The sequence below is a fragment of the Acidovorax sp. 94 genome, from assembly GCF_003634645.1.
Taxonomy (GTDB): domain Bacteria; phylum Pseudomonadota; class Gammaproteobacteria; order Burkholderiales; family Burkholderiaceae_C; genus Acidovorax; species Acidovorax facilis.
Map to the genome: position 1 here is coordinate 3,999,811 of NZ_RBJA01000001.1, position 20,825 is coordinate 4,020,635.

The following is a 20,825-nucleotide window of genomic DNA, read 5'->3' on the forward strand; positions in this document are numbered from 1 at the left end:
CGCAGCGCGCCGCCGCTGCCGGACGCACCAACCACCAAGGAGTCCCCATGGACTGGAACCTCAATCTCAAGCGCCTGATGGGCGAAGCCACCCAGCTGGTGCGCAGTGGCCAGCTGGCCGACGCCACGCGGGCCATCCAGCAGACCCTGGGCGCAGCCGTGGCGCGCCACAGCAACGAACCGACACCTGCCAGCGCAGAGGCTATGCCGTTGCAAGCGCCATCACCCGCAGGCGACGAGGCCCCACGCTGGCGCAGCGCCGCCGCCGCGCAAGATGTGGAAGACGCCGTGGTCATCGACCGCAGCGCCCCCACCCCCCAGGCCGAGCCAAAGGCCCCCACAGCACCACGCCCCGCCGCCAGCAATCACCCGCTGGCGGAGCCGCCCGGCAGCTTCACCCGCGTGGTCTTCACCCACCCGAGTGCACGGCACCACCCACACCACTACCACCTGTACGTGCCCCCGGGCGCCACGGCAGGCACCCCCATGCCGCTGGTGCTTATGCTGCACGGCTGCACGCAGAACCCCGTGGACTTTGCCACCGGCACAGGCATGAACGACGCAGCCGCCCCCGCCAACGCCCTGGTGCTGTATCCCGAGCAACCCCACAGCGCCAACCCCAACGGCTGCTGGAACTGGTTTCGCCCTGGCGACCAGCACCGGGGCAGCGGCGAGCCCGCGCTGCTCGTCGCCATGCTGCAGGACGTGATGGCGCGCCACCCGGTGGATGCGCAACGCGTTTACGTGGCGGGCCTGTCGGCTGGCGGCGCCATGGCCGCACTGCTGGGCCGCGAATACCCCGAGCTATTTGCCGCCGTAGGCGTGCACTCCGGCCTGCAGGCGGGCGCGGCACACAACGTGATGGGCGCGCTGTCGGCGATGAAGAACGGCGCCAAACCCGGCGCCGCCACCCACGCCACCGCCGAGGCCCCTGCACTGCCGCCTCCGCCGATGATCGTGTTCCATGGCGACGCCGACACCACCGTGCACGCCCACAACGGCGAGCAACTGGTCCAGGCCACGCTCACCGCCCTGGCCACCGCCCCGGGCGGTGCAGCGCAGACGGTGGAGGCCGTGCACACAGGCCAGTCCGCCAGCGGGCAGGGCTACACGCGCAGGGTGTATGCGCGGCCAGGCCCGGCCTCTTCCAGCAGGGCATCGCCCAGCCCCGTGGTGGCAGAACACTGGGTGCTGCACGGCGCAGGCCACGCGTGGGCCGGCGGGCACGCGGGTGGCAGCCACACCGACCCACGCGGCGTGGCTGCCACGCAGGAGATGCTGAGGTTTTTTCTGGAGCATCCGCGCGCTGCGAGGGATTGACAAGCACCCGCGCAAGATCGCGCACAACATTCAATAGGTGACGGTGATGCCGGCATCCCTGGCGCCGACGCGCACATGCTCCGATTCAAGATCCGTCTTGAGGACGGCCTTGGTGCCACCGGCGGGCACCGTAAACGGATTGCCATAGCCGGCCGATCCCTTGATCGCGCTGCTGTAGTTTCCAGAGCCCGCCGGATTCTGATAGTCGACGTGCACGCTGGCCTTGGCACCCGGAGCAGCAATGCTCATGCCGTTGGAATTGCCGAGATCGATTTCGCGGGTGGTGTCTTGGGCGATGGTGACGGTGGTAGCCATGTGGAACTCCTCAAAGATGAAGCTCGACGATGTGTCGGGCCGGGGGAGTCAATGTAGGCAGCCGAATGCGCGCTGACGATTACAGGCCATTACAGGGCGCCAAGAAAAGGCTCTCCGTGCCAGAGAGTCTCGCCACCGTGTGCGATGGCATCACTCCCCCCACCGCGACTCCTCGGTCTTTGGTGCGCCCGGCTAAGGCGACGCTGAACAAGTCCCCGCGATGGCGCGCGCCATGGTTTGGGATGGGATGCAAGGCGCAAGCCACAGCGATGGCCGTAGCTATCGCGAGGATTTGCAACGCGGCAGACCGCCCAAAGCAGGGATGCGCGGTGCGCGAGGGACTTGTTCAGCGTTGCCCTAATGCGCGAGGTCGCGCACCACGCCTTCGAGCCCCTGAACCACGCGGGCCAGCCGGTCGAAATCCACCTTGTCCGGGGTGTCCTGGCGGGTGTGATAGTGCGGATAGCGGTAGGGGGCGGTGTCGGTCACCATCAACGCGGGATAGCCTGCGTCGAGGTAGGCCGCGTGGTCTGAATAGTCCACGCCGGGGATGCGCCGGGGCGCCGCAATGCCCTCGGACGCAAACGCGGCGTGGGACCGAAAAGACCGCACCACCTTGCGCACCAGGCCCAGGTCGCCGGGCGTCGCCAAAAAAGCAATGAAATCGCCCTTCCAGAAAAGTGCGTGGGGCAGTGTAGAACGCGCATTCCCGTCCGGTTCACACAACGATGGCCAAGTGCAGCGGCACAATTCTTTCTTTTTGCACCTCCACTCCATGCCCCCCATCGCCGTCATCGACTTTGAAACCACCGGCATCTCGCCCGGCCAGGGCGCGCGTGCGACCGAGGTGGCGATCGTGCTGCTGGAAAAAGGGCAGGTGGTGGACCGTTTTCAAAGCCTGATGAAAACGGGGGTGTGGATACCGTCGTTCATCACCCAGCTCACCGGCATTACCAACGCGATGGTGAACGCCGCGCCCGATGCGGCGGGGGTGATGCAGGACGCGGCGCGTTTTGTGGGCGATGCGCCCATGGTGGCGCACAACGCTTCGTTTGACAGCAAGTTCTGGCAGGCCGAGCTGGCCCTGGCCGGGCTGCCCGCGCCGCAGCCGTTTGCGTGCACGGTGCTGCTGTCGCGGCGGCTGTACCCGCAGGCGCCCAGCCACAAGCTGGGCTCGCTGGTGGACTACCACGGCCTGCCGCGCACGGGCCAGGCGCACCGGGCGCTGGCCGATGCCGAGATGGCCGCTGCGCTGCTGGCCCGCATGCAGCACGACCTGCGCACGCGTTGGAGGGTGGCGGAGCCCAGCTACACGCTGCTGCAAACGCTGCAGCGCTGCGCCAAGCCCAAGGTGGGGGCGCTGCTGGCGCAGCATGCGGTGGCCTAGCGAGAGCCCGCTGAGGGCACGTCAAGCAACACCCATTAACTATCAATTTGATAGCTATCAGTGCATGATGGACGAGCGCAGAAGGCCATTTTTATTCAAATTTCTTGCATACTGAGGCCGCGACAATCCCACACAAGGTGGCTGCGCCCACAACAACCCCCGATGAAAGGTCTTGCCATGGAAATTCTGGTTCTTGGACTGGTGCTGTTTCTGGGTGTGCATTCGGTGCGCATCGTGGCCGATGGCTGGCGCACGCAGACGCTGGCACGCATGGGTGAGATGCCGTGGAAGGGGTTGTATTCACTGGTCTCCGCCGTGGGCCTGGCACTCATCGTGTGGGGCTATGGCTTGGCGCGGCAGCAGCCGGTGGTGCTGTGGGTGCCGCCCATTGGCATGCGGCACGCTGCGTCGCTGCTGACGCTCATTGCCTTCATCCTGCTGGCCGCCACCTACGTGCCGCGCAATGCCATCAAGGCCCGGCTGCACCACCCCATGGTGCTGGGCGTGAAGGTGTGGGCGCTGGCGCATTTGCTGTCCAACGGCAACCTGGCCGATGTATTGCTGTTTGGCAGCTTTTTGCTGTGGGCCGTGCTGAGCTTTCGGGCCGCACGGCAGCGCGACCGGGCGATGAACACCGGCTACGCGCCCGGCACTGCGGCGGGCACGGGCGTGGCCGTGGTGGTGGGCGCTGTGGCCTGGGTGGGCTTTGCGTTCTGGGCGCATGCCTGGCTGATCGGCGTTGCGCCTCTCGCGCGGTAGGGCGGTAGGGGCTTGGCGCAGCACTGCAGGACCAAATCCCGGAGAATCCGCGCTTTCCGTTTTTGTTTTCTTTCCCATTGCCTTTTCACACTGAGCCTTCTGCATGACCGACGCAACCACCTCCACCACGCCACCCCCCTTGCCCGATCACCTGTCGGTGGACCCCCGCAGCCCGCACCATGTGGCGGAGGTGTTCAAGCACGACATCGGCATCCGCTTCAACGGCAAGGACCGCAGCGATGTCGAGGAATACTGCGTCAGCGAAGGCTGGGTGAGAGTGCCCGCAGGCAAGACGGTGGACCGCAAGGGCCAGCCATTGATGATCAAGCTCAAGGGCAAAGTCGAAGCTTTCTACAAATAGGCCGTGGCCACCGAACCCGCCCACTGGGTGGTGCACTGCGACGGCAGCGCCGTGCCCAACCCCGGGCGCATGGGGCTGGGGGCAGTGCTGGTGGGGCCCGGTGGGGCCACGCAACACACCATTTCTGAAGCCACGACCTTCACCGGTTGCAACAACGAGGCCGAACTGCGCGCGCTGCTGCGGGCGCTGCAGTGGCTGGAACCCCAGGTGGTGGCGACGGCAACCACCGTGCAGGTGCTCAGCGACAGCAGCGTGCTGGTGGAGCAACTGGGCAAGCAGGCCGTAGCGCCTATCGAGCGGCTGGCACCGCTGTTTGACGAGGCGCGCCGTGTGCTGCAGCGGTTTGCACAGGTGGACCTGCAATGGGTTCCCCGCCACCGCAATGGGGCGGCCGATGCGCTGGCGCGTGCCGCGCTGGGCCTGGCGCCCAAGGTGGCCACGCCACACGGCCGCACCCAGAAGCGGCGGCGCTGATCCTGCCCTGCTCCGGCCTGCTTCACGCAGCGCGCGGGCTGGAATGCATGTCCATCACGCTCGCGCTCGCGCCAGCAGCAAGGCCTTTTCCTGCGCATTGCGCGTCAGGCTGGCGGCCCGTTCAAACTCTGCACAAGCTTCCGTCTGGCGCCCCAGCTTGGCCAGCAGGTCACCCCGCACACTGGGCAGCCAGTGGTAGTGGCGCAGGCTGGGTTCTGCGGCCAGTTCATCCACCAGGGCCAGTGCTGCGGCCGGACCCAGGGCCATGCCCACCGACACGGCGCGATTGAGAGCGACCACAGGCGAGGGCGCCACCTGCAGCAGTGCGTCATACAGCGCCACGATATGGTGCCAGTCGGTGTCTTGTGCGCGGTGCGCGCGCGCATGGCAGGCCGCAATCGCACCCTGCAGCGCATAGGGCCCCCAGGCATGGCCTGCGCGTGCCAGCTGCTCGGCCTTGTCGAGGGCCACCAGCCCCCGTCGCACCAGCAGGTGGTCCCAGCGCGCACGGTCCTGGTCCATCAGCAGCACGGGCTGGCCTTGTGCGTTGGTGCGTGCGGGCAGGCGGGAGGCCTGGATTTCGAGCAGTGCCACCAGCCCCTGCACCTCGGGCTCATCGGGCACCAGGCTGGCCAGCACGCGCACCAGTCGCTGCGCCTCGCCACACAAAGCGGGGCGCATCCAGTCATCGCCCGCCGTGGCGGCATAACCTTCGTTGAAGATGAGGTAGATCACCTCCAGCACCGAGGCCAGTCGCGGCGCGCGCTCCGCAGGGCCGGGCACTTCAAACGGGACGTGGGCCGCAGACAGGCTTCGCTTGGCGCGAACAATGCGCTGGGCCACCGTGGGCTCGGGCACGAGAAACGCGCGTGCGATTTCAGCCGTGGTGAGCCCGCCCAACAGCCGCAAGGTGAGCGCCACACGCGCCTCGGTGGGCAGCACGGGGTGGCAGGCGGTGAAGATGAGGCGCAGCAGGTCGTCACCAATGTCGTCCTGCTGTACGTGCATCAGGGTCTCCACCACGTCGGGCGCGTACTGCGCTTCGAGCGCTTCGAGGTCGTGGCCCAGGGCTTCGTTCTCGCGCGTGTGCAGCGCCTGCTGGCGCAGGTGGTCGATGGCGCGGCGCTTGGCCGTGGTCATCAGCCACGCCGCCGGATTGGCGGGCAGGCCGGTGGTAGGCCAGTGCTCCAGCGCGGCCACCAGCGCGTCCTGCGCCAGTTCCTCGGCCCGGCCCACGTCCCGCGTCATGCGCGCCACGCTGGCGATGATGCGCGCGGCCTCGATACGCCACACCGAGTCGATGGTGCGGTGCAGGGCATCGCGGTCGGGAAGGGTAGAGGGTTTCACGCGATCAAAAGGTGTGAATGAATCCGGCGCATTCATTCACACGTTCTCATCCCAGCGCCTTGCTGGCGTCCACCATGTGCACAAACTCCCAGGTGTGCCCATCCAGGTCGTCAAAGCTGCGCGAGTACATGAAGCCCAGGTCCTGCGCGGGGCGGGGGGTGGTGCCGCCCGCAGCCACGGCCTTGTCCACCAGCGCATCGACTTCTGCACGGCTTTGGCAAGAGAAGCACACCAGCACCTCGGAGGTAGTGCGTGCATCGGCAATCGTCTTGCTGGTGAAGGTCTGGTAGAAGTCCTTGACCAGCAGCATCACGAAGAGGTTTTCGCCCACCACCAGGCAGGCGCCCTGGTCGTTGGTGAACTGGGGGTTGAAGTCATAGCCCAGTGCGCGGAAGAACGCCTGCGAGCGGGCCATGTTCTCGATGGGCAGGTTCACGAAGATTTGTTGGTGCATGAGGTGCTCCTGAGGAGTAAGGAAGGTAAAGCGAAACGAAAGGTTTTGCAAAGCGCAACAGGGGATGGGGCTCAGCCGGCAGGCTTTTGCGCCACAGCCTGCAGGTTGACCAGGCCGTCTTCAAAGTCCTGGCCCACCATGCGGTCCATGTTGAAAACCAGGTGCGCAATCTTGGCCAGGTAGGGCACAGGGCCGTACATGGCCCAGGTGACGCGGGTGGCGCCTGCCCCTTCGGGCTGCAGTGTGAACTCGACCTGGTTGTGGGCTTCGAACGGGGCCACAAAGTCGAGCTTCATGGCCACGCGCGCCGGGGCCGTGGCATCGACGATCTCCATGCTGCCGGTGCCCAACTTGTCGCCCTGCCACGCATAGCGCGCGCCGGGGCCGATGGTGTTGGCGCTGTACTCGCCCTTGGCGGCGGGGTCCTTGCGTTCGTACGGGTTCCAGGTGTTGAACTGGCGCAGGTCGTGGATGAGGCCGTACACACGCTCGGGCGGGGCGGAGATGACGCGGCTGCGCTCCACGCGGAAGGTGTCGGGGCGGGTGGCAGCAAACGCCAGGAAAAGTCCCAGCGCCGCCAGCAGCACAAGGGCAACGGTCTTGATCATGGTAGAGGGTCCTCCCGGATGGTTTCAGCCGCGCATCGCTTCGAGGTCATGGAATTTCTCCACGCCTTCGACGTCGGCAAAGTCCTCCATCTCAAAGAGCTGGCGCACTTCGATCTCGGCATCGAGCCCCTCACCCCGCGGATTGGGAAAGCGGCGCGACCACTCCAGCGCCTCGCCCTTGCTGCGCACCTGGATCAGGGTGTAGCCGGCAATGAGTTCCTTGGTTTCTGTGAACGGTCCGTCGGTCACGGTGCGGCCGCTGGCGGTGTAGCGCACGCGCCAGCCCTGCGCGCTGGGCTTGAGGCCGCTGCCGTCCAGCAGCACGCCCGCATGGGCCAGTTCTTCGTGGTAGCGGGCCATCTCGGCCATCAGGGCGGCGCTGGGCATGCAGCCTTGTTCGGATTCGGCGGTGGCTTTGACAATGATCATGAATCGCATGGGGTTCTCCAGAAAGTGATGGGTTGAGGGCCCATGGGTGGACCTTCACTTGCACGACGAACGAAGGCCGGGCAGATCGACAGGACGGTTCAAAAAATCAGGGTAACTACGTAGAAAAAAGTCGCCAAGGTGTCAGGTGCAGCCCAAGGTGTGGGGCATTTGCCAAGGCGTGCAAATGGTTACGCGCCCGGCCAGACACCCTCGGTAGGATGCCGCGCGGAGAGCCCCCGAGCACAATGAACGAAGACAGCGACATCACCACCGAACCGGCCCCTCCCTGGCTGGCCAGCATTCCGCTGGAACCCAGCTGCCAGACCCCGGCCCTGGTCATCGTCCACCCAGGGCGGGCCGTGGTGCCACCAGAAGGCTTGAAGGCGGTATTGCGCTTCAACGCCGACGGGCGCGGCGGCTGGGTCAGCGCTGCCCAGGCCGACAACTCGCTGTGGGGCTATATCGATGGCGAAGGCTGCTGGCGCGTGCCGCCCGCGCTGCAGAACGCACGCAACTTTTCAGAAGACGGACTGGCGCGCTTTTGCGACGGGGGCCGCTGGGGCTTTGTGGACCTGGCGGGTGCGGTGGTCATCCCCCCGACCTTCGACAACGCCCACCCATTCCGCAACGGGGTGAGCGCCGTGCAGGTGGGCCAGGATGCATGGCGCCCCATCGACCGCCAGGGCCAGCCCACCAGCGACGAAGTTTTTCATGAACTGGGCCTGTTCGGCGCGAACGGCCTGGCCCGCGCCACGCTGTGGAAAAAGGATAGCAACCAGCGCACCCAGGGCTTTGTGGACCGCGCGGGCCGCTGGGTGATTGAACCCCGCTTTCGCGATGCCAAGCCGTTTGGCGAGTCCCCCACCACGGCCGCATCGCTCGATGGAGAACGCTACGGGCTGATCAATGCCCGGGGCGATTGGGTGCTGAAGCCGCATTACCCCAGCATCGACGCCTTCAACAGCGATGGCCTGGCCTACTTTGACGAACCCAACGCCTGGGACAACGGCCACGGCTATCTCGACGCCCGGGGCAAGGTGGTGGTCAAGGGTGGCCGCCACCTGTCTCGGCGCATGGTCTGCGGCGTGGTGGCCAACAGCTACGACGGCACGGGTTTTCTCACAGCCGAAGGCAAGCCCTTGCCCGGCCCGCGCCTGAGCTATGGCTCGGACTTTTCTGCCGAGAGCGGCTTTGCCGTGGTGCGCACCGCCGCGCAAGGTCCGTCGGCCTGCGCCACCTGGGGCCTGCTGCATCCCGATGGCCGTTTCGTGCCGGCACCGGCGCATCTGCTGGAGCCGCTGACCAACGGCGATGGCTGGCTGGTGGGCAATACGCCCGATACCCCGCTGGTGCCGTTCCTCACCCGCGATGGTCAGCTGGCGTACATCGACGGCGAAGGGGTTGTGGTCTGGCGCGCGCACTATGACGGCCAGCAGGTGGCCTTGCTCGGCGCCGAAGGTGCGCCCCTGTGGCGCAGCGGCGTGCGCGAGAACTGCTGGCCGCCCCGGCCCTTTTTCCATGCCCCCCTGACCGACCACCTGGAAGGCCTGGACACGCTCGACGGCATCGTGCCCCTGGCCAGCCGCCTGCTGGCCCAGGCCGAGACACGCCTGCACCAACTGGCTGCGGGCGACATGCTGCAAGCTGACCGCGCGGGCACGGAAAAGGACGATGACGGCACCGACGATGAGGAAGATGCGGACGACCCAGACCAGGTGCAGGCCGACCGCACCGTGGTCGTGCGCCGGGTCATGCGCGCCTACCTGAGCGATTCGCACAACGGCCCGTATGAATTCCTGTCTGCCGACCTCCACCGCGCGGTGAACGAAGCCCGCGAGGCCATGGTGCAGCGCCTGTCAGCGCGCTTTGGCCCGGCCGACCCGGACCCCGAACACGCCGCCCCCTGGCACCGCAGCGGCGACCACACCCAGGCCTGGGCCTCGCCGCTGGCCAGACCCCTGCCCGGTGATGGCGGAGTGCTGCGCGAATCGCGAGAGCAGTGGCTCACGCTGTACCAACACGCGGATTCCGGCGATGGCGACGCATGGTGGGAGCTGTGGCTGATGGCAGCGCCCAGCGTGGATGCGCTGCAGCTGGCGCAACGTGCGCGTTCTGCACAGCCAGCACCCCAGGCCCAAGCCGCCGACGAGACCACGCTGATGGCACAGCTGCAGTCGCACCCACGTACGCTGGCCGATGTGCCGCGTGAACACATCACCCACGCCATGGTGGACGCCGCGCTGGCCGCCGATGAAGACACCGTGCGCTTTGTGCCCAGGCGGCTCATGACACCCGCACGCTATGCCACCGCGCTGCGGCAGGGTGTGAAGAGCTTTGCGCAAATACCGGCCGGGATGCTCAGCGAGGACGCCTGCATCGCCCACGTGCAGGGCGGTGGCTGGCACCTGGAACAGGTGCCCGAGACCTTGCGCACCGTCGCTGTCTGTGCGCACGCGCTGCGCCGCAGCCCCAGTGCGCTGGAACACGTGCCCGAATCCCTGCGTGCACAGGCGCGCGAAGCGATGGCCCAGCTACCCCCGGATGCACAGGAAGAAGACCCGCCACGCGCGGGTGGCGACCTGGGCGACTGGTTGTCGCGCCGCGTGGTGGGCTCGGCCCTGCGAGGCCAGGACACCACGGCACGCAGGCTCCAGCACAAGTGGTTTTTGGCAGCGTTTGTGATGCAGGCAGCACTGACCGCCAAGTCAGACACGCCCCCCACCCTCCGGGGGATGGCGGGGTGGTTCGAGCAGCGGCCAGTGCTGGCGCTAGTGGCCCACCTGCTGCTGGGCCTCGCAGCCTTGGTGGGCCATGCATTCGTCTCGGTCGCGGCCTGGCGGGCCGAGGGCCCGTGGATCGGGCTGGGCACCTTCGCACTGATGGGATTTGCGGAGCTGTACTGGGCGTGGCGTTTTGTAGCGTCCAGCCCCTGGAGCCCCTGGCTGGCGCTTGCGGCCACCCTGGTGGTGGTGTACGTGTTCGGCTGGCGCCGCCTGTACCGCCGCGTGGGGCTGGCCTACGCGGCACGTGAGGGCATCACGCCCGTCGAGTGAGCACCGGCAGGGGTTCACAGGGGCGGCCACTGCATTTTTTACAGTTTTCTAGGGGTCATCACCGATCCCCGGAGGGACTGTTCGGTCCCGGCGATGGATACACTTTGTAAACCTTTCGCCCCACTGATTCACGAACCTCGAGAACGCCTTGGCCTGCATGCGCGGGCCCTCACCACAGCGGGAGCACCACCCATGCAAAGAGGATCGGAACCCAATACAACCCAGCGGACACAGCAGCTGGTGCTGGCGCTGCTGTGTGGCTTTGCATCCCACGCTGCCGCGCAGGCGGACATTGCCCAGCTGCCGCTGGAACAGCTCATGCAGATGGAGGTCCGGACGGCCAGCCGGTATGCGCAAACCGCCCTGGAAGCGCCCGCCGTGGTGAGCGTGGTGACCGCAGACGACATCCGGCTTTTTGGCTACCGCACGCTGGCGGAAGTGCTGGGCAGCATGCGCGGGCTGTATGTCTCGTACGACCGCTCTTACCATTACCTTGGCACACGCGGCTTTGCCACACCGGGCGACTACAACACCCGGGTGCTGCTGCTGGTCAACGGCGTGCGCTTTAACGACAACCTCTACGACCAGGCCACCATCGGCACGGATTTCCCGCTCGACCTGGACCTGGTGGACCGCGTGGAGTTCGTTCCCGGGCCGGGCTCGGCGGTGTATGGCGCCAATGCGTTCTTTGGCGTGGTCAATGTCATCACGCGCAACGGCCGCCAGCTGGCCGGGCCGCAGATCAGCGTGGAGGCGGGCAGCCAAGGCAGCGCCAAGGCACGCTTCTCGCTGGGCACGGTGGATGCCCAGGGCAGCGACTGGCTCATCGCGGTGACGCGCTCCAGCAGCCGGGGGGCAGACCAGTACTTTTCAGCGTTCGACGCGCCCGAGACCCACCATGGTGTGGCACACCGCCTGGATTTCGACCGCAGCACGCAGCTGTTTGCCCGCATGCAACGGGAGGGGCTCACGCTCACCCTGGCCCATGGCGAGCGCACCAAGGGCACGCCCACGGCTTCGTTCTCACAGGCCTTCAACGACCCACGCTCGCGCTACATCGACACCACCACCCGCCTGGCGGCCGAAACCACGCACCAGATTTCGTCCTCACTGGCGCTCACCGGCCGCGTACACGCCGGGCGCTACCGCTTCGTGGGCGACTATGTGTACGACTACCCACCCCTCACGGTCAACCGCGACGTCGGCACCGGGCAGTGGTGGGGCACCGACTGGCAGTGGGTCAGCACGGCGTTTGCACGCCACAAGCTCGCCTGGGGCATCGACTACCGGCGCGACACCCGCATCCAGCAGCTCAACGTCGATCTGGACCCACCCGCCCAGTACCTGGACACCCGCCGCTCGGGCGATGCGCTGGGCATCTACATGCAGGATGAATTTGCGCTGGCGCCCACACTCACGCTGCACACCGGGCTGCGCTGGGGCAAGCAGTCCGGCAGTGCGGGCAGCTTCCATCCCCGGCTGGGCCTGGTGTATTGGTGGACCCCCTCCACCGCCCTCAAGCTGCTGCACGGCACGGCCTACCGGCCCCCCAATGCCTACGAACGCGACTACCGCGTGGACCTGCCCGGCGGCATCGTCAGCTCGGAGGGGCTTCGGTCGGAAAAGGTGCGCACCACAGAGCTGGCCCTCGAACATGCCCCCACCGGCGCCACCCGCATGCTGCTGACGGCGTTCCGGTCGCAGGTGACCGACCTGATCGCGCTGGGCGATGCGAACGCAGCGGAAAGACTGACCTTCGGCAACACCGGCAGCGTGCGCGTTCACGGGCTGGAAGCCGAGGTGGAACAGCGCTGGCAAGGCGGCTCGCGCCTGCGTGTGGCCTATGGCTGGCAAAAGGCACGCAACACCAGCACCCCCCAGCCGCTGACGAACTCTCCCCGGCACTTGCTCAAGGTCCAGTGGTCGGACACCCTGGCGCTGGGCGCGTGGGGAACGCAAGGCGCTGGCAGGCCGGGCCAATATGCCGTGGAGGCCATCGGCGTGGGCGCGCGCGCAACCCGTTCGGGCGCACGCCTGCCGGGGACCATCGTCACCAACCTCGTCTACACACAACGCTTTGCGGATGTGGACGTGTCGATGGGCGTCTACAACCTGTTCAACCACCGGCATGCAGACCCCGCCTCGTACGAGATCCGCGAAGAATCGATCCGGCAGGATGGACGGACCTACCGGCTCAAGCTCACCTACGCGTTCTGAGCCATGTACAACGCCATCCACCTGGGCAAGATACTGTGGTTCGGCCTGTGTTTGCTGGGCGGGTTGGTCGGCCTGGCGCATGCCACCAACCCCGTGGAAGAACCCGACCTCAAGGCCGCCTATATCTTCAACTTCATCCAGTTCATCGAATGGCCTGACAACGACAGCGCCATGGGCAGCGAACTGACCGTCTGCGTCTCGCCCTTCAGTCCACTCAAGCGCCCCCTGACCGCCCTGGAAGGCAAACAGGCCGCCAAAGGCCGTACCGTGCGGATCAGGCTGCTGGAGATGGCCAGCCTGCGCGACTGCAGGGTGCTCATCCTGCAAAACGCAGACGTGGAGCAGGCATTGCGAGCGCTTCGAACCCTGTCTCAGGGCCATGGCGTGTTGACGGTCTCGGACGAGCTGACCTTCGTCAACCCGGAGATCGTCATCGCTCTCACCCAGCAGGAAGGGCGTATCGTGTTCGGCATCAGCCCCGACGCCGCCGCCAAGGCGGGTCTCACGATCAGCTCCCGACTGCTGCGGCTGGCCAAGGTGAACCGATGAGAACCCAGGCCCCCGAACCCCAGATTGCCATCCCGGCGCCACCGCTGCCGCCCGTGCTGCTGTCGTCCAGGCTGGTGGTAACGGGCATCCTGGCGGCGGGCCTGGCGCTTTTGACGGTGGTGCTGGCACTCACGGGGTTGGACTACTGGAGCACGCGCCAGTCCATGCTGCAGGACAGCCGCGTGGAGGCCGCCATCGTCGCGGACAACATTGCGGCCGCTGTCATGTTCCGAGATGCGCGCACGGCCAACGAGATGCTCGCGGCGCTGAAGTCGTCGCCCATGGTGCTGGGCGCCGGGGTGTACGACGCGCAGGGCCTGCTGCTGGCGCACTACACACGCGGGCCAGGCGACAGCTTCCCCGCCACGCTGGCGGCCGCTGGCATGGGCGGGTTGACCGAGCGTGCGGGGGTGAGCGTGCTGGAGATTGCCCGGCCGGTTGAAACGGCGGGCGTGGCAGAGGGAACCCTGTACTTTCGCAAGTCCATGCGTGCGGTGTACTCGCGCCTGGCCATTCGTTTTGTCAGCGCGTTGCTGATTGCCGGGTGTGTGATGGCCATGGCCGCCGCCATGGTGCTGCGCAGCCAGGCGGCCGTGCGCAACGCCGAGAACCGGCTGCACGCGCTCGCCCATACCGATGCCGTCACGGGCACGGGCAACCGGCACGCCTTCAATGAACGCTTGGCCGCAGCGATCGAAGCCGCCCGGGACCAAGGCACCCGCGTGGCCCTGGTGTACATCGATCTCGACAATTTCAAGACGCTCAACGACACCTTCGGGCATGCGGCCGGAGATGGTTTGCTGCGCCAGGTGGCGCGGCGCCTGCAATCCGTGGTGCGCAGCACCGATGCGATCTCGCGCCTGGGGGGCGACGAGTTCGCCGTGATCCTGCCGCTGGACATGGACGACGCAGCGCTCAACACCTATGGCCAGCGGATTGTCGGCACCTTCCACCATTCGTTCACCGAAGTCGGCCAGCAGATGACCATGACCTGCAGCGCGGGCATCGCCACCTTTCCGGGTGATGCGGCCGACATGGACGGCCTGGTCAGCAATGCCGATACGGCCATGTACCGCGCCAAGGAAATGGGCAAGAACCGCTGTGTGCGGTTTGACGCGTCGATGAACCAGGCGGTGGTCCGGCGCCAGGCCATCGAGCATGCACTGCGCGCCGCGCTCCAGCAGGGCGAGGGCCTCGCGCTGCACTACCAGCCGCTTTTTGCCGCCACCGACCGCGCCCTGGTGGGCGCCGAGGCGCTGCTGCGCTGGTCGCATGCGGAACTGGGCAACGTTTCGCCGCTGGAGGCCGTGATGGTGGCCGAGGACTGCGGCCTCATCGTGCCGCTGGGCTACTGGGTGATGCGCACGGCCTGCCGCGATGCCGCCCGGTGGCAGGCGGGCGGGCCGCTCCGGGTGTCGGTCAACATCTCGGCCCGGCAGCTGGGCGACCCGCAGTTTCTGGAGCGCGTGATGGACATCCTGCGCGAAGAGGGCCTGCCCGCTCACCTGCTCGAAATCGAACTCACCGAAACCGTGCTGATGGACAACATGGAGGCCGGTGCGCACACCCTGCACCGCCTGAGCCAGCTGGGCATCCACCTGGCCATTGACGACTTTGGCACCGGCTACTCCTCCCTGGCCTACCTGCGGCAGTTGCCGATGCGGCGCCTCAAGATCGACCGCAGCTTTGTCAAGGACCTGCCCGGCCAGGAACACAGCCGCACCATCGTCACCGCCATCGTGGCGCTGGCCCACGGGCTGGGGCTGCAGATCACAGCCGAAGGGGTGGAAACGCCCGAGCAGGCCGACTACCTGGTGCGCCAGGGCTGCGATGTGCTGCAGGGCTACCTGTTTGCGCGGCCCATGCCAGTGGGGGAGTTTCAGGCACAGCTGCAGGAAGGCACTGCGCGCCGGGGAGTGTGAAAAGCGTCAGCGCCCCGGATCACAAAGCCCCGTGGTAACACGGCGCCACTTCGCGCACCTCGACAGTGGCCCATTCGGCGGCCGGGCATTCACGGGCAATGGCCACAGCCTCCTCGCGCGTGGCGCAGTCGAGCAGGTAAAAGCCACCCACCATTTCTTTCGTCTCGGCAAAGGGTCCATCGACCATGCGGGCCTGGCCTTCGCGCACCTGCAGGCGCACGGCCTGCTCGGTGGAGGCCAGCGATTCGGAGGCACGCAGCAGGCCCCGGGCCTGCAGGCCTTCGCCAAAACGCAGCATGCGCGCATAGGCCTCCTGGCCCCCCGCCAGCCCCCGCTCGGCCCGTTGGCCGTGGGGTTCCATGATGAGCAGCATGTAGGCCATGAAAAGATCTCCTGACGAAACAGATGGGGAGGACACACAGCGAAAGGCGCCATCCTATCAGCAGTATTCACTATTATTTTGATAGCTACCAGCGCTTATCCATCAAGCGCTATCGGCAATTTTCATCAAAATTATTGCGCACCGCAGCAAGCCTGTGCTATCTTTGCCCCCTATGCAACGCAGCATGCTCCTATCCACCCTATCGCTAGGCCTAGTGCCTGGCCGGGGTCTGCCTGCGTTCGCCACCGTTGCCTGATCCGCTCAGCGCAACACCTGATCTCCCCCTGACCCCGGCCCGCGAACCAGCCTTTGCACATGCAAAGGGCTGCAGGGGATGTCATTCGTTTCTAGATTCGTTTGACCTGTGCACCGTGTCTTTCACACCGCACACACCGTTCGTGGAGCCTTTGTCATGATTTCCAAACCCGCCACCAAGTACCAGCCCATTGCCCCGGTCGCGTTGACCGACCGCCAGTGGCCCACTCGCAGCATCACCCACGCGCCCGTGTGGCTGTCCACCGATTTGCGCGACGGCAACCAGGCCTTGTTCGAGCCCATGAACGGCGAGCGCAAGATGAAGCTCTTTGAAGAGCTGGTGCGCATCGGCTTCAAGGAGATCGAGGTCGGTTTTCCGGCAGCATCGCAGACGGACTTCGACTTTGTGCGCCGCCTCATCGACGAGAACCTCATCCCCGATGACGTGACCATCATGGTCATGACCCAGTCGCGCGAAGACCTCATTGCGCGCACCGTGGAGGCCGTGAAAGGAGCCCCCCGCGCCATCGTGCACCTCTACAACGCCACGGCCCCCGCATGGCGGCGCATCGTGTTCGGCATGAACGTGACGCAGGTGATGCAGCTCATCGCGCACCACGTGGGCTACCTCAAGCAGCTTACCGATGCACAGCCCGAAACACAGTGGACCTTGCAGTATTCGCCCGAAACCTTCAGCGCCACCGAGCTCAGCGTTTCCCTCAAGGCCTGCCAAACCGCGATTGCCGCATGGAACGCGGGCCCCGGCCGTCCCATCATCATCAACCTGCCCACCACGGTGGAGAACGCCACGCCCAACGTGTTCGCCGACCAGATCGAGTGGATGGACCGGCACCTCAGCCCGCGCGAGCACATCACGCTCTCGGTGCACCCGCACAACGACCGGGGCACCGGCGTGGCGGCGGCAGAACTCGCGATGATGGCCGGCGCCGACCGCGTGGAAGGCTGCCTCTTTGGCAACGGCGAGCGCTGCGGCAACGTGGACATCGTGACGCTGGCGCTCAACCTTTACACGCAGGGCGTACACCCGAACCTCGATTTTTCGGACATCACCTCGGTGGCGCGCATTGCGGAGGAATGCACCTCGCTGCCCGTGCACCCGCGCCACCCCTACGCGGGCGACCTGGTGTTCACCGCATTCTCGGGCTCGCACCAGGATGCGATCAAAAAGGGCTTTGCCGCGCAGGACCCGAACGCCTTGTGGGAAGTGCCGTACCTGCCCATCGACCCGGCGGACCTCGGCCGCACCTACGACAGCGTGATCCGCGTGAACAGCCAATCGGGCAAGGGCGGCATTGCTTTCCTGCTCGAACGCGAACACGGCGTGGTGATGCCGCGCCGCATGCAGGTCGAATTCAGCGCGGTAGTGCAACGGCAGACGGACGCGAGCGAGGGCGAAATGAGCGGCGAGGCGCTGTGGGACTTGTTCCAGACCACATACCTGAAAGCGCCTGCGCACGCCGCCATCACCTGCCACAGCCACAAGCTCGATGAAGACGGGCAGGGCATCGAGCTGGACGTGACCATCGACGGCACGCGCCAGCATTTGCGCGGCCAGGGCAACGGGCCGATTGCCGCCACGGTGGATGCCCTCGGCCTGCCGCTGCGCGTGGACCACTATGAAGAGCGCGCCACCGGCACGGGCGCCAACGCCCAGGCGCTGGCGATTGTGGAAGCGGCCATGGACGGCGTGGCGGGCTCCACCTTTGGCGCGGGCGCGAGCCACAACATCGTGACGGCGTCGGTACAGGCCATCGTGAGCGTAGCCAACCGGTTGCTGCTGCGGCGCCAGACGGCCGAAATCACTGCGACGGCATGAGCTCCCAAGTGTTGTAAAAAAGATAGCTGCCAACGCTTGATGCACAAGCGCTGGCGGCATTTTTGACCAATATCCCCAAGGCAGGAACGGGGTCAGCGCATGCGCCGGGCTCCATCCGTTACCCTTCGGTCTATGCGCGTTTTTCACAGCCTGGCCTCTGCCGCCTGCACCGCCGCCCTGCTGGCCCTGGGCGGCTGTGGCACCTCACGGCCGCCTTCGACGTCTTCTTCTTCGTCCGCCCCGATCCGCACCACGCCGCCCCTGACCGCCGAGCAGGCACACGACATCGCCATCCACGCACTGGGCCTGGTGGGCACGCCGTACCGTTACGGCGGCAACACGCCCGACTCGGGTTTCGACTGCAGCGGGCTGATTGGTTACGTGTACCGCAACCAGGTCGGCACACCGCCGCCGCGCACGGTGGCGCAGCTCAACAACTGGGGATACCGAATCGACGGTGGCGAGTTGCGCGCCGGAGACCTGGTGGTGTTTGGCACCGGCCGCCAGCCCAACCATGCGGGCATTTATGTGGGGGAAGGGCGTTTTGTGCACGCGCCCTCCACGGGCGGAACGGTGCGGCTCGACCATTTGCAGTCGCGCCATTGGGCGCGGCAGAATGCGGCGTTCCGCAGGCCATAGAGGCTCCCCCTGAGTCGCCTTCGGCGCCTTCCCCCTGAGGGGGACGACGCACTCGCTGCGGGGCGGCCCTTGCTCTGCGTCACTGGCCTGGGCCGCGCCAGTTCCGAGCCGTGTGACCACCTCCTTGACCAGCAGGCAACGGCGGCTCCGCGACAATCGGGGCCACCATGACCCACGCACACCGCTCCGCCAACCCCATTTCCACCCACGACACCACACGCATTGATGACACGCGCATCAAGGCCGTGCGCCCGCTGATTACGCCTGCGTTGCTGCAGGAGTGGCTGCCCGCGCCCGATGCGGCGCAGGCGCTGGTCGAATCGAGCCGCGCCGCCATCTCACGCGTCCTGCACGGGCAGGACGACCGGCTCATCGTGGTGGTGGGGCCCTGCTCCATCCACGACCACGACCAGGCCATGGACTATGCGCGCCAGCTCAAGCAACAGGCGGATGCGCTGCAGGCCGACCTGCTCGTCGTGATGCGCGTGTACTTTGAAAAGCCGCGCACCACGGTGGGCTGGAAGGGCTACATCAACGATCCGCACCTGGATGGAAGTTTTGCCATCAACGAAGGGCTGGAGCTGGCGCGCCAGTTGCTGCTCGATGTGCTGGCCACGGGCCTGCCGGTGGGCACCGAATTTCTGGACCTGCTCTCGCCACAGTTCATCAGCGACCTGGTGAGCTGGGGCGCGATAGGCGCGCGCACCACCGAGAGCCAGAGCCACCGCCAGCTGGCCAGTGGCCTGTCGTGCCCCGTGGGCTTCAAGAACGGCACGGATGGCGGCGTGAAGGTGGCCAGCGACGCCATCCAGGCCGCGCAGGCATCGCACGCGTTCATGGGCATGACCAAAATGGGCCAGGCCGCCATTTTTGAGACGCGCGGCAACCAGGACTGCCATGTGATCCTGCGCGGCGGCAAGCAGCCTAACTACAGCGCTGCCGATGTGGATGCTGCCTGCGCCATGCTCAAGGCGGCGGGCCTGCGCGAGCAGGTGATGATCGACGTGAGCCATGCCAACAGCAGCAAGCAGCACCAGCGTCAGATCACGGTGGCGGCAGAAGTGGCCGAGCAGATTGCAGCCGGTGATGCGCGCATCACTGGTCTGATGATCGAAAGCCATCTGAACGAAGGCCGACAGGACATCGTGCCCGGCCAGCCGCTGCAACACGGTGTGTCGGTGACTGACGCCTGCATCAGCCTGGCGCAGACCGTGCCGGTGCTTGAAGGGTTGGCGGCCGCCGTGCGGGCGCGGCGCTCGCGGGCGTAATCCCACCGCAGAACGGGACGGCCCGCCACCTACCGCGCAGCGGCGGGATCGATATTGCGCGCCGTGGCCAGGAGCGTGGCGCACAGGGTTTCCTGGCCGTTCCCGTCCACCGCAAAAACGTCGGACGCGCAGACGGTGAGTAACCGCCCCGCATCCACCACACGCCCGCGCGCGCGCAGGCAAACGCCCCGGGCAGGCGCCACGAGTTTCACGGTCGCGTCCACCGTGGCATTGGTCCACCCCGGCGGCAACACGCTGCCCGCTGCCGCCACCGCCGCAAAGTCGGCCACGGCAAACACAGCCGTGGCCTGCAACTGGCCGGGGCGAAAACTGAAGGCCTCACTCACCGGAATCTCCATCTCGACCCGGCCCGGTTCGGCGTGGACGAAGCGCAGCCCGAGCGTGCGGGCCATGGGCATGGCCAGCACAAAGGCCTGCAATGCGGCGATGGAGGCCGTGGGCAAAGGGGATGGCGAAGACAAAGTCATGGCGTTTTCCTGGAGGTTGGGGTTTGGGAGGGGGACTTGGTGGATGTGCTGGGCCGCACGCGCGGCCAGGCGCGGGGGGTCTCTCGCTTGCGTGTCTGTTGCGCCTGCAGCCACGCCTGGTGGTCGAGCACCACCTGCTTTTGGGCCTGCAACTGGCCGATCTGCTGCTCCAGCATGGCCACGCGTTCCTGCAGGGCCAGCACCATGTCGTCGATGCCCAGCGTGCCGGCGCGGTAGTCGTCAAGCCGCCGGGCAATCTGCGGCAGCGCAAAGCCCAGCTGGCGGGACATGGCGATGAACACCACCTCGCGCTTGATGCTGGCGGGATAGTCCCGGTATCCGTTGGCCCGGCGGTGCGGGCGAATCAGCCCCAGCCGTTCATAGTGGCGCAGGGCGTGGACGGACACAGAGGCCTGGCGGGCAAGTTCGGAGATCTGCATGGCACACAGGCTAGCAAGCCTGATGCTGCGCGAAGGTTGCCTTGGCGACTGTTTCCGCGCTGCCCGTGGTCGCTGGGCCGGTTTCCCCTTTGGGGCAAACCCGCATGCTGCGGTGCGTCAACATGGGTCTGTGCGGTGTAGCATTGCTGCTTTATTACAAGTTGTGGCCCCGGCGTTTGCGACTTCCTGCAGCGGCTGGGCCGTCCGGCATGTGCCGCCTTACCGCTCCACTTCCTTGTTGACGCAACTCCGGCCCTCCTACAACCCTCCCCAGGCAGCAAGGCGCCTGGAGGTCGGATGCGTGCCCCTGGGCCTGGCCCCA

The 20,825-nt window shown here is 66.6% G+C and carries 21 protein-coding genes; 12 read left to right on the forward strand and 9 right to left on the reverse strand.

The annotated features are described in order from the left end of the window. The first annotated feature begins 47 nt into the window (after window positions 1-47). A complete protein-coding gene (locus C8C94_RS18380) occupies window positions 48-1,319 on the forward strand; it encodes a PHB depolymerase family esterase (protein WP_121421729.1) in 1,272 nt (423 codons plus the stop codon). Window positions 1,320-1,349: 30 nt separating this feature from the next. Here the strand turns inward: C8C94_RS18380 and C8C94_RS18385 are convergent, their stop codons facing one another. Further along, window positions 1,350-1,634, reverse strand: coding sequence for a hypothetical protein (locus tag C8C94_RS18385; RefSeq protein ID WP_121421730.1), 285 nt, complete (start codon window positions 1,632-1,634; stop codon window positions 1,350-1,352). Between the two features lie 357 nt (window positions 1,635-1,991). After that, window positions 1,992-2,285, reverse strand: a complete 294-nt coding sequence (locus C8C94_RS25755) for a M28 family peptidase (RefSeq protein WP_199731287.1) — start codon at window positions 2,283-2,285, stop codon at window positions 1,992-1,994. A 124-nt stretch (window positions 2,286-2,409) separates the two neighbouring features. On the opposite strand from C8C94_RS25755, the gene C8C94_RS18395 reads away from it, so the two are divergent. The 4 genes from C8C94_RS18395 (at window position 2,410) to C8C94_RS18410 (ending at window position 4,615) form a co-directional block, all read left to right on the forward strand. Further along, window positions 2,410-3,021 carry a PolC-type DNA polymerase III gene (locus C8C94_RS18395; protein WP_121421731.1) on the forward strand — a complete coding sequence of 204 codons (612 nt, stop codon included), beginning with the start codon at window positions 2,410-2,412 and terminating at the stop codon, window positions 3,019-3,021. 177 nt (window positions 3,022-3,198) lie between these two features. Further along, window positions 3,199-3,780 (forward strand): NnrU family protein, encoded by a 582-nt coding sequence (locus C8C94_RS18400; RefSeq protein ID WP_121421732.1) that lies wholly within the window; start codon window positions 3,199-3,201, stop codon window positions 3,778-3,780. Window positions 3,781-3,883: 103 nt separating this feature from the next. After that, on the forward strand, window positions 3,884-4,141 hold the full coding sequence (locus C8C94_RS18405; RefSeq protein ID WP_121421733.1) for a DUF3297 family protein: 258 nt from the start codon (window positions 3,884-3,886) through the stop codon (window positions 4,139-4,141). Window positions 4,142-4,144: 3 nt separating this feature from the next. Next, complete coding sequence (locus C8C94_RS18410; RefSeq protein ID WP_255424244.1) at window positions 4,145-4,615, forward strand: ribonuclease HI family protein; 471 nt, start codon at window positions 4,145-4,147, stop codon at window positions 4,613-4,615. A 54-nt stretch (window positions 4,616-4,669) separates the two neighbouring features. On the opposite strand, the gene C8C94_RS18415 is transcribed toward C8C94_RS18410, so the two are convergent. From C8C94_RS18415 to C8C94_RS18430, 4 genes are all read right to left on the reverse strand, one after another. Beyond that, window positions 4,670-5,962: an RNA polymerase sigma factor gene (locus C8C94_RS18415; RefSeq protein ID WP_121421734.1), complete on the reverse strand. Its 1,293-nt coding sequence runs from the start codon at window positions 5,960-5,962 to the stop codon at window positions 4,670-4,672. A 46-nt stretch (window positions 5,963-6,008) separates the two neighbouring features. Then, window positions 6,009-6,416, reverse strand: coding sequence for a VOC family protein (locus C8C94_RS18420; RefSeq protein ID WP_121421735.1), 408 nt, complete (start codon window positions 6,414-6,416; stop codon window positions 6,009-6,011). A gap of 71 nt (window positions 6,417-6,487) precedes the next feature. Then, window positions 6,488-7,024, reverse strand: a complete 537-nt coding sequence (locus C8C94_RS18425) for an SRPBCC family protein (RefSeq protein WP_121421736.1) — start codon at window positions 7,022-7,024, stop codon at window positions 6,488-6,490. Between the two features lie 24 nt (window positions 7,025-7,048). Next, window positions 7,049-7,462 (reverse strand): YciI family protein, encoded by a 414-nt coding sequence (locus C8C94_RS18430; RefSeq protein ID WP_121421737.1) that lies wholly within the window; start codon window positions 7,460-7,462, stop codon window positions 7,049-7,051. A 236-nt stretch (window positions 7,463-7,698) separates the two neighbouring features. Here C8C94_RS18430 and C8C94_RS18435 point away from each other — a divergent pair, with 236 nt between their 5' ends. From C8C94_RS18435 to C8C94_RS18450, 4 genes are all read left to right on the forward strand, one after another. Further along, entirely contained in the window at window positions 7,699-10,506 is a 2,808-nt protein-coding gene (locus C8C94_RS18435) for a WG repeat-containing protein (RefSeq protein ID WP_121421738.1), read from the forward strand. Between the two features lie 192 nt (window positions 10,507-10,698). Beyond that, window positions 10,699-12,723, forward strand: a complete 2,025-nt coding sequence (locus tag C8C94_RS18440) for a TonB-dependent siderophore receptor (protein ID WP_233573510.1) — start codon at window positions 10,699-10,701, stop codon at window positions 12,721-12,723. A 3-nt stretch (window positions 12,724-12,726) separates the two neighbouring features. Next, window positions 12,727-13,272, forward strand: coding sequence for a YfiR family protein (locus tag C8C94_RS18445; RefSeq protein ID WP_055393673.1), 546 nt, complete (start codon window positions 12,727-12,729; stop codon window positions 13,270-13,272). Then, a complete protein-coding gene (locus C8C94_RS18450; protein ID WP_121421739.1) occupies window positions 13,269-15,194 on the forward strand; it encodes a bifunctional diguanylate cyclase/phosphodiesterase in 1,926 nt (641 codons plus the stop codon). The genes C8C94_RS18445 and C8C94_RS18450 overlap by 4 nt, the downstream gene beginning before the upstream one ends. A gap of 19 nt (window positions 15,195-15,213) precedes the next feature. On the opposite strand, the gene C8C94_RS18455 is transcribed toward C8C94_RS18450, so the two are convergent. Next, window positions 15,214-15,576: a YciI family protein gene (locus C8C94_RS18455; protein WP_055393669.1), complete on the reverse strand. Its 363-nt coding sequence runs from the start codon at window positions 15,574-15,576 to the stop codon at window positions 15,214-15,216. A 412-nt stretch (window positions 15,577-15,988) separates the two neighbouring features. Here C8C94_RS18455 and leuA point away from each other — a divergent pair, with 412 nt between their 5' ends. The 3 genes from leuA to C8C94_RS18470 all read left to right on the forward strand — a co-directional run bounded on the left by leuA (window position 15,989) and on the right by C8C94_RS18470 (window position 19,575). Continuing rightward, window positions 15,989-17,668 carry a 2-isopropylmalate synthase gene (leuA, locus tag C8C94_RS18460; RefSeq protein ID WP_121421740.1) on the forward strand — a complete coding sequence of 560 codons (1,680 nt, stop codon included), beginning with the start codon at window positions 15,989-15,991 and terminating at the stop codon, window positions 17,666-17,668. A 132-nt stretch (window positions 17,669-17,800) separates the two neighbouring features. Next, the gene (locus C8C94_RS18465; protein WP_121421741.1) at window positions 17,801-18,307 is read left to right on the forward strand and encodes a C40 family peptidase; all 507 of its coding nucleotides are present in this window, start codon (window positions 17,801-17,803) and stop codon (window positions 18,305-18,307) included. 167 nt (window positions 18,308-18,474) lie between these two features. Beyond that, complete coding sequence (locus C8C94_RS18470) at window positions 18,475-19,575, forward strand: 3-deoxy-7-phosphoheptulonate synthase (RefSeq protein WP_055393663.1); 1,101 nt, start codon at window positions 18,475-18,477, stop codon at window positions 19,573-19,575. Between the two features lie 29 nt (window positions 19,576-19,604). Here C8C94_RS18470 and C8C94_RS18475 read toward each other — a convergent pair whose 3' ends face one another. After that, window positions 19,605-20,063: a PaaI family thioesterase gene (locus tag C8C94_RS18475; RefSeq protein ID WP_176887660.1), complete on the reverse strand. Its 459-nt coding sequence runs from the start codon at window positions 20,061-20,063 to the stop codon at window positions 19,605-19,607. Then, window positions 20,060-20,503, reverse strand: coding sequence for a MerR family DNA-binding transcriptional regulator (locus C8C94_RS18480; protein ID WP_121421742.1), 444 nt, complete (start codon window positions 20,501-20,503; stop codon window positions 20,060-20,062). Before C8C94_RS18480 ends, C8C94_RS18475 begins: the two co-directional genes overlap by 4 nt. Window positions 20,504-20,825: the final 322 nt, after the last annotated feature.

Bases quoted from the DNA above. Each gene is read 5' to 3' on its own strand.
- C8C94_RS18445 (WP_055393673.1), top strand. From the start codon at position 12,727: ATGTACAACGCCATCCACCTGGGCAAGATACTGTGGTTCGGCCTGTGT.
- C8C94_RS18470 (WP_055393663.1), top strand. From the start codon at position 18,475: ATGACCCACGCACACCGCTCCGCCAACCCCATTTCCACCCACGACACC.
- C8C94_RS18465 (WP_121421741.1), top strand. From the start codon at position 17,801: ATGCGCGTTTTTCACAGCCTGGCCTCTGCCGCCTGCACCGCCGCCCTG.
- C8C94_RS18480 (WP_121421742.1), bottom strand. From the start codon at position 20,503: ATGCAGATCTCCGAACTTGCCCGCCAGGCCTCTGTGTCCGTCCACGCC.
- C8C94_RS18380 (WP_121421729.1), top strand. From the start codon at position 48: ATGGACTGGAACCTCAATCTCAAGCGCCTGATGGGCGAAGCCACCCAG.
- C8C94_RS18440 (WP_233573510.1), top strand. From the start codon at position 10,699: ATGCAAAGAGGATCGGAACCCAATACAACCCAGCGGACACAGCAGCTG.
- C8C94_RS18475 (WP_176887660.1), bottom strand. From the start codon at position 20,063: ATGACTTTGTCTTCGCCATCCCCTTTGCCCACGGCCTCCATCGCCGCA.
- C8C94_RS18435 (WP_121421738.1), top strand. From the start codon at position 7,699: ATGAACGAAGACAGCGACATCACCACCGAACCGGCCCCTCCCTGGCTG.
- C8C94_RS18430 (WP_121421737.1), bottom strand. From the start codon at position 7,462: ATGCGATTCATGATCATTGTCAAAGCCACCGCCGAATCCGAACAAGGC.
- C8C94_RS18450 (WP_121421739.1), top strand. From the start codon at position 13,269: ATGAGAACCCAGGCCCCCGAACCCCAGATTGCCATCCCGGCGCCACCG.
- C8C94_RS18405 (WP_121421733.1), top strand. From the start codon at position 3,884: ATGACCGACGCAACCACCTCCACCACGCCACCCCCCTTGCCCGATCAC.
- C8C94_RS18425 (WP_121421736.1), bottom strand. From the start codon at position 7,024: ATGATCAAGACCGTTGCCCTTGTGCTGCTGGCGGCGCTGGGACTTTTC.
- C8C94_RS18420 (WP_121421735.1), bottom strand. From the start codon at position 6,416: ATGCACCAACAAATCTTCGTGAACCTGCCCATCGAGAACATGGCCCGC.
- C8C94_RS18385 (WP_121421730.1), bottom strand. From the start codon at position 1,634: ATGGCTACCACCGTCACCATCGCCCAAGACACCACCCGCGAAATCGAT.
- C8C94_RS18395 (WP_121421731.1), top strand. From the start codon at position 2,410: ATGCCCCCCATCGCCGTCATCGACTTTGAAACCACCGGCATCTCGCCC.
- leuA (WP_121421740.1), top strand. From the start codon at position 15,989: ATGATTTCCAAACCCGCCACCAAGTACCAGCCCATTGCCCCGGTCGCG.
- C8C94_RS18455 (WP_055393669.1), bottom strand. From the start codon at position 15,576: ATGGCCTACATGCTGCTCATCATGGAACCCCACGGCCAACGGGCCGAG.
- C8C94_RS18400 (WP_121421732.1), top strand. From the start codon at position 3,199: ATGGAAATTCTGGTTCTTGGACTGGTGCTGTTTCTGGGTGTGCATTCG.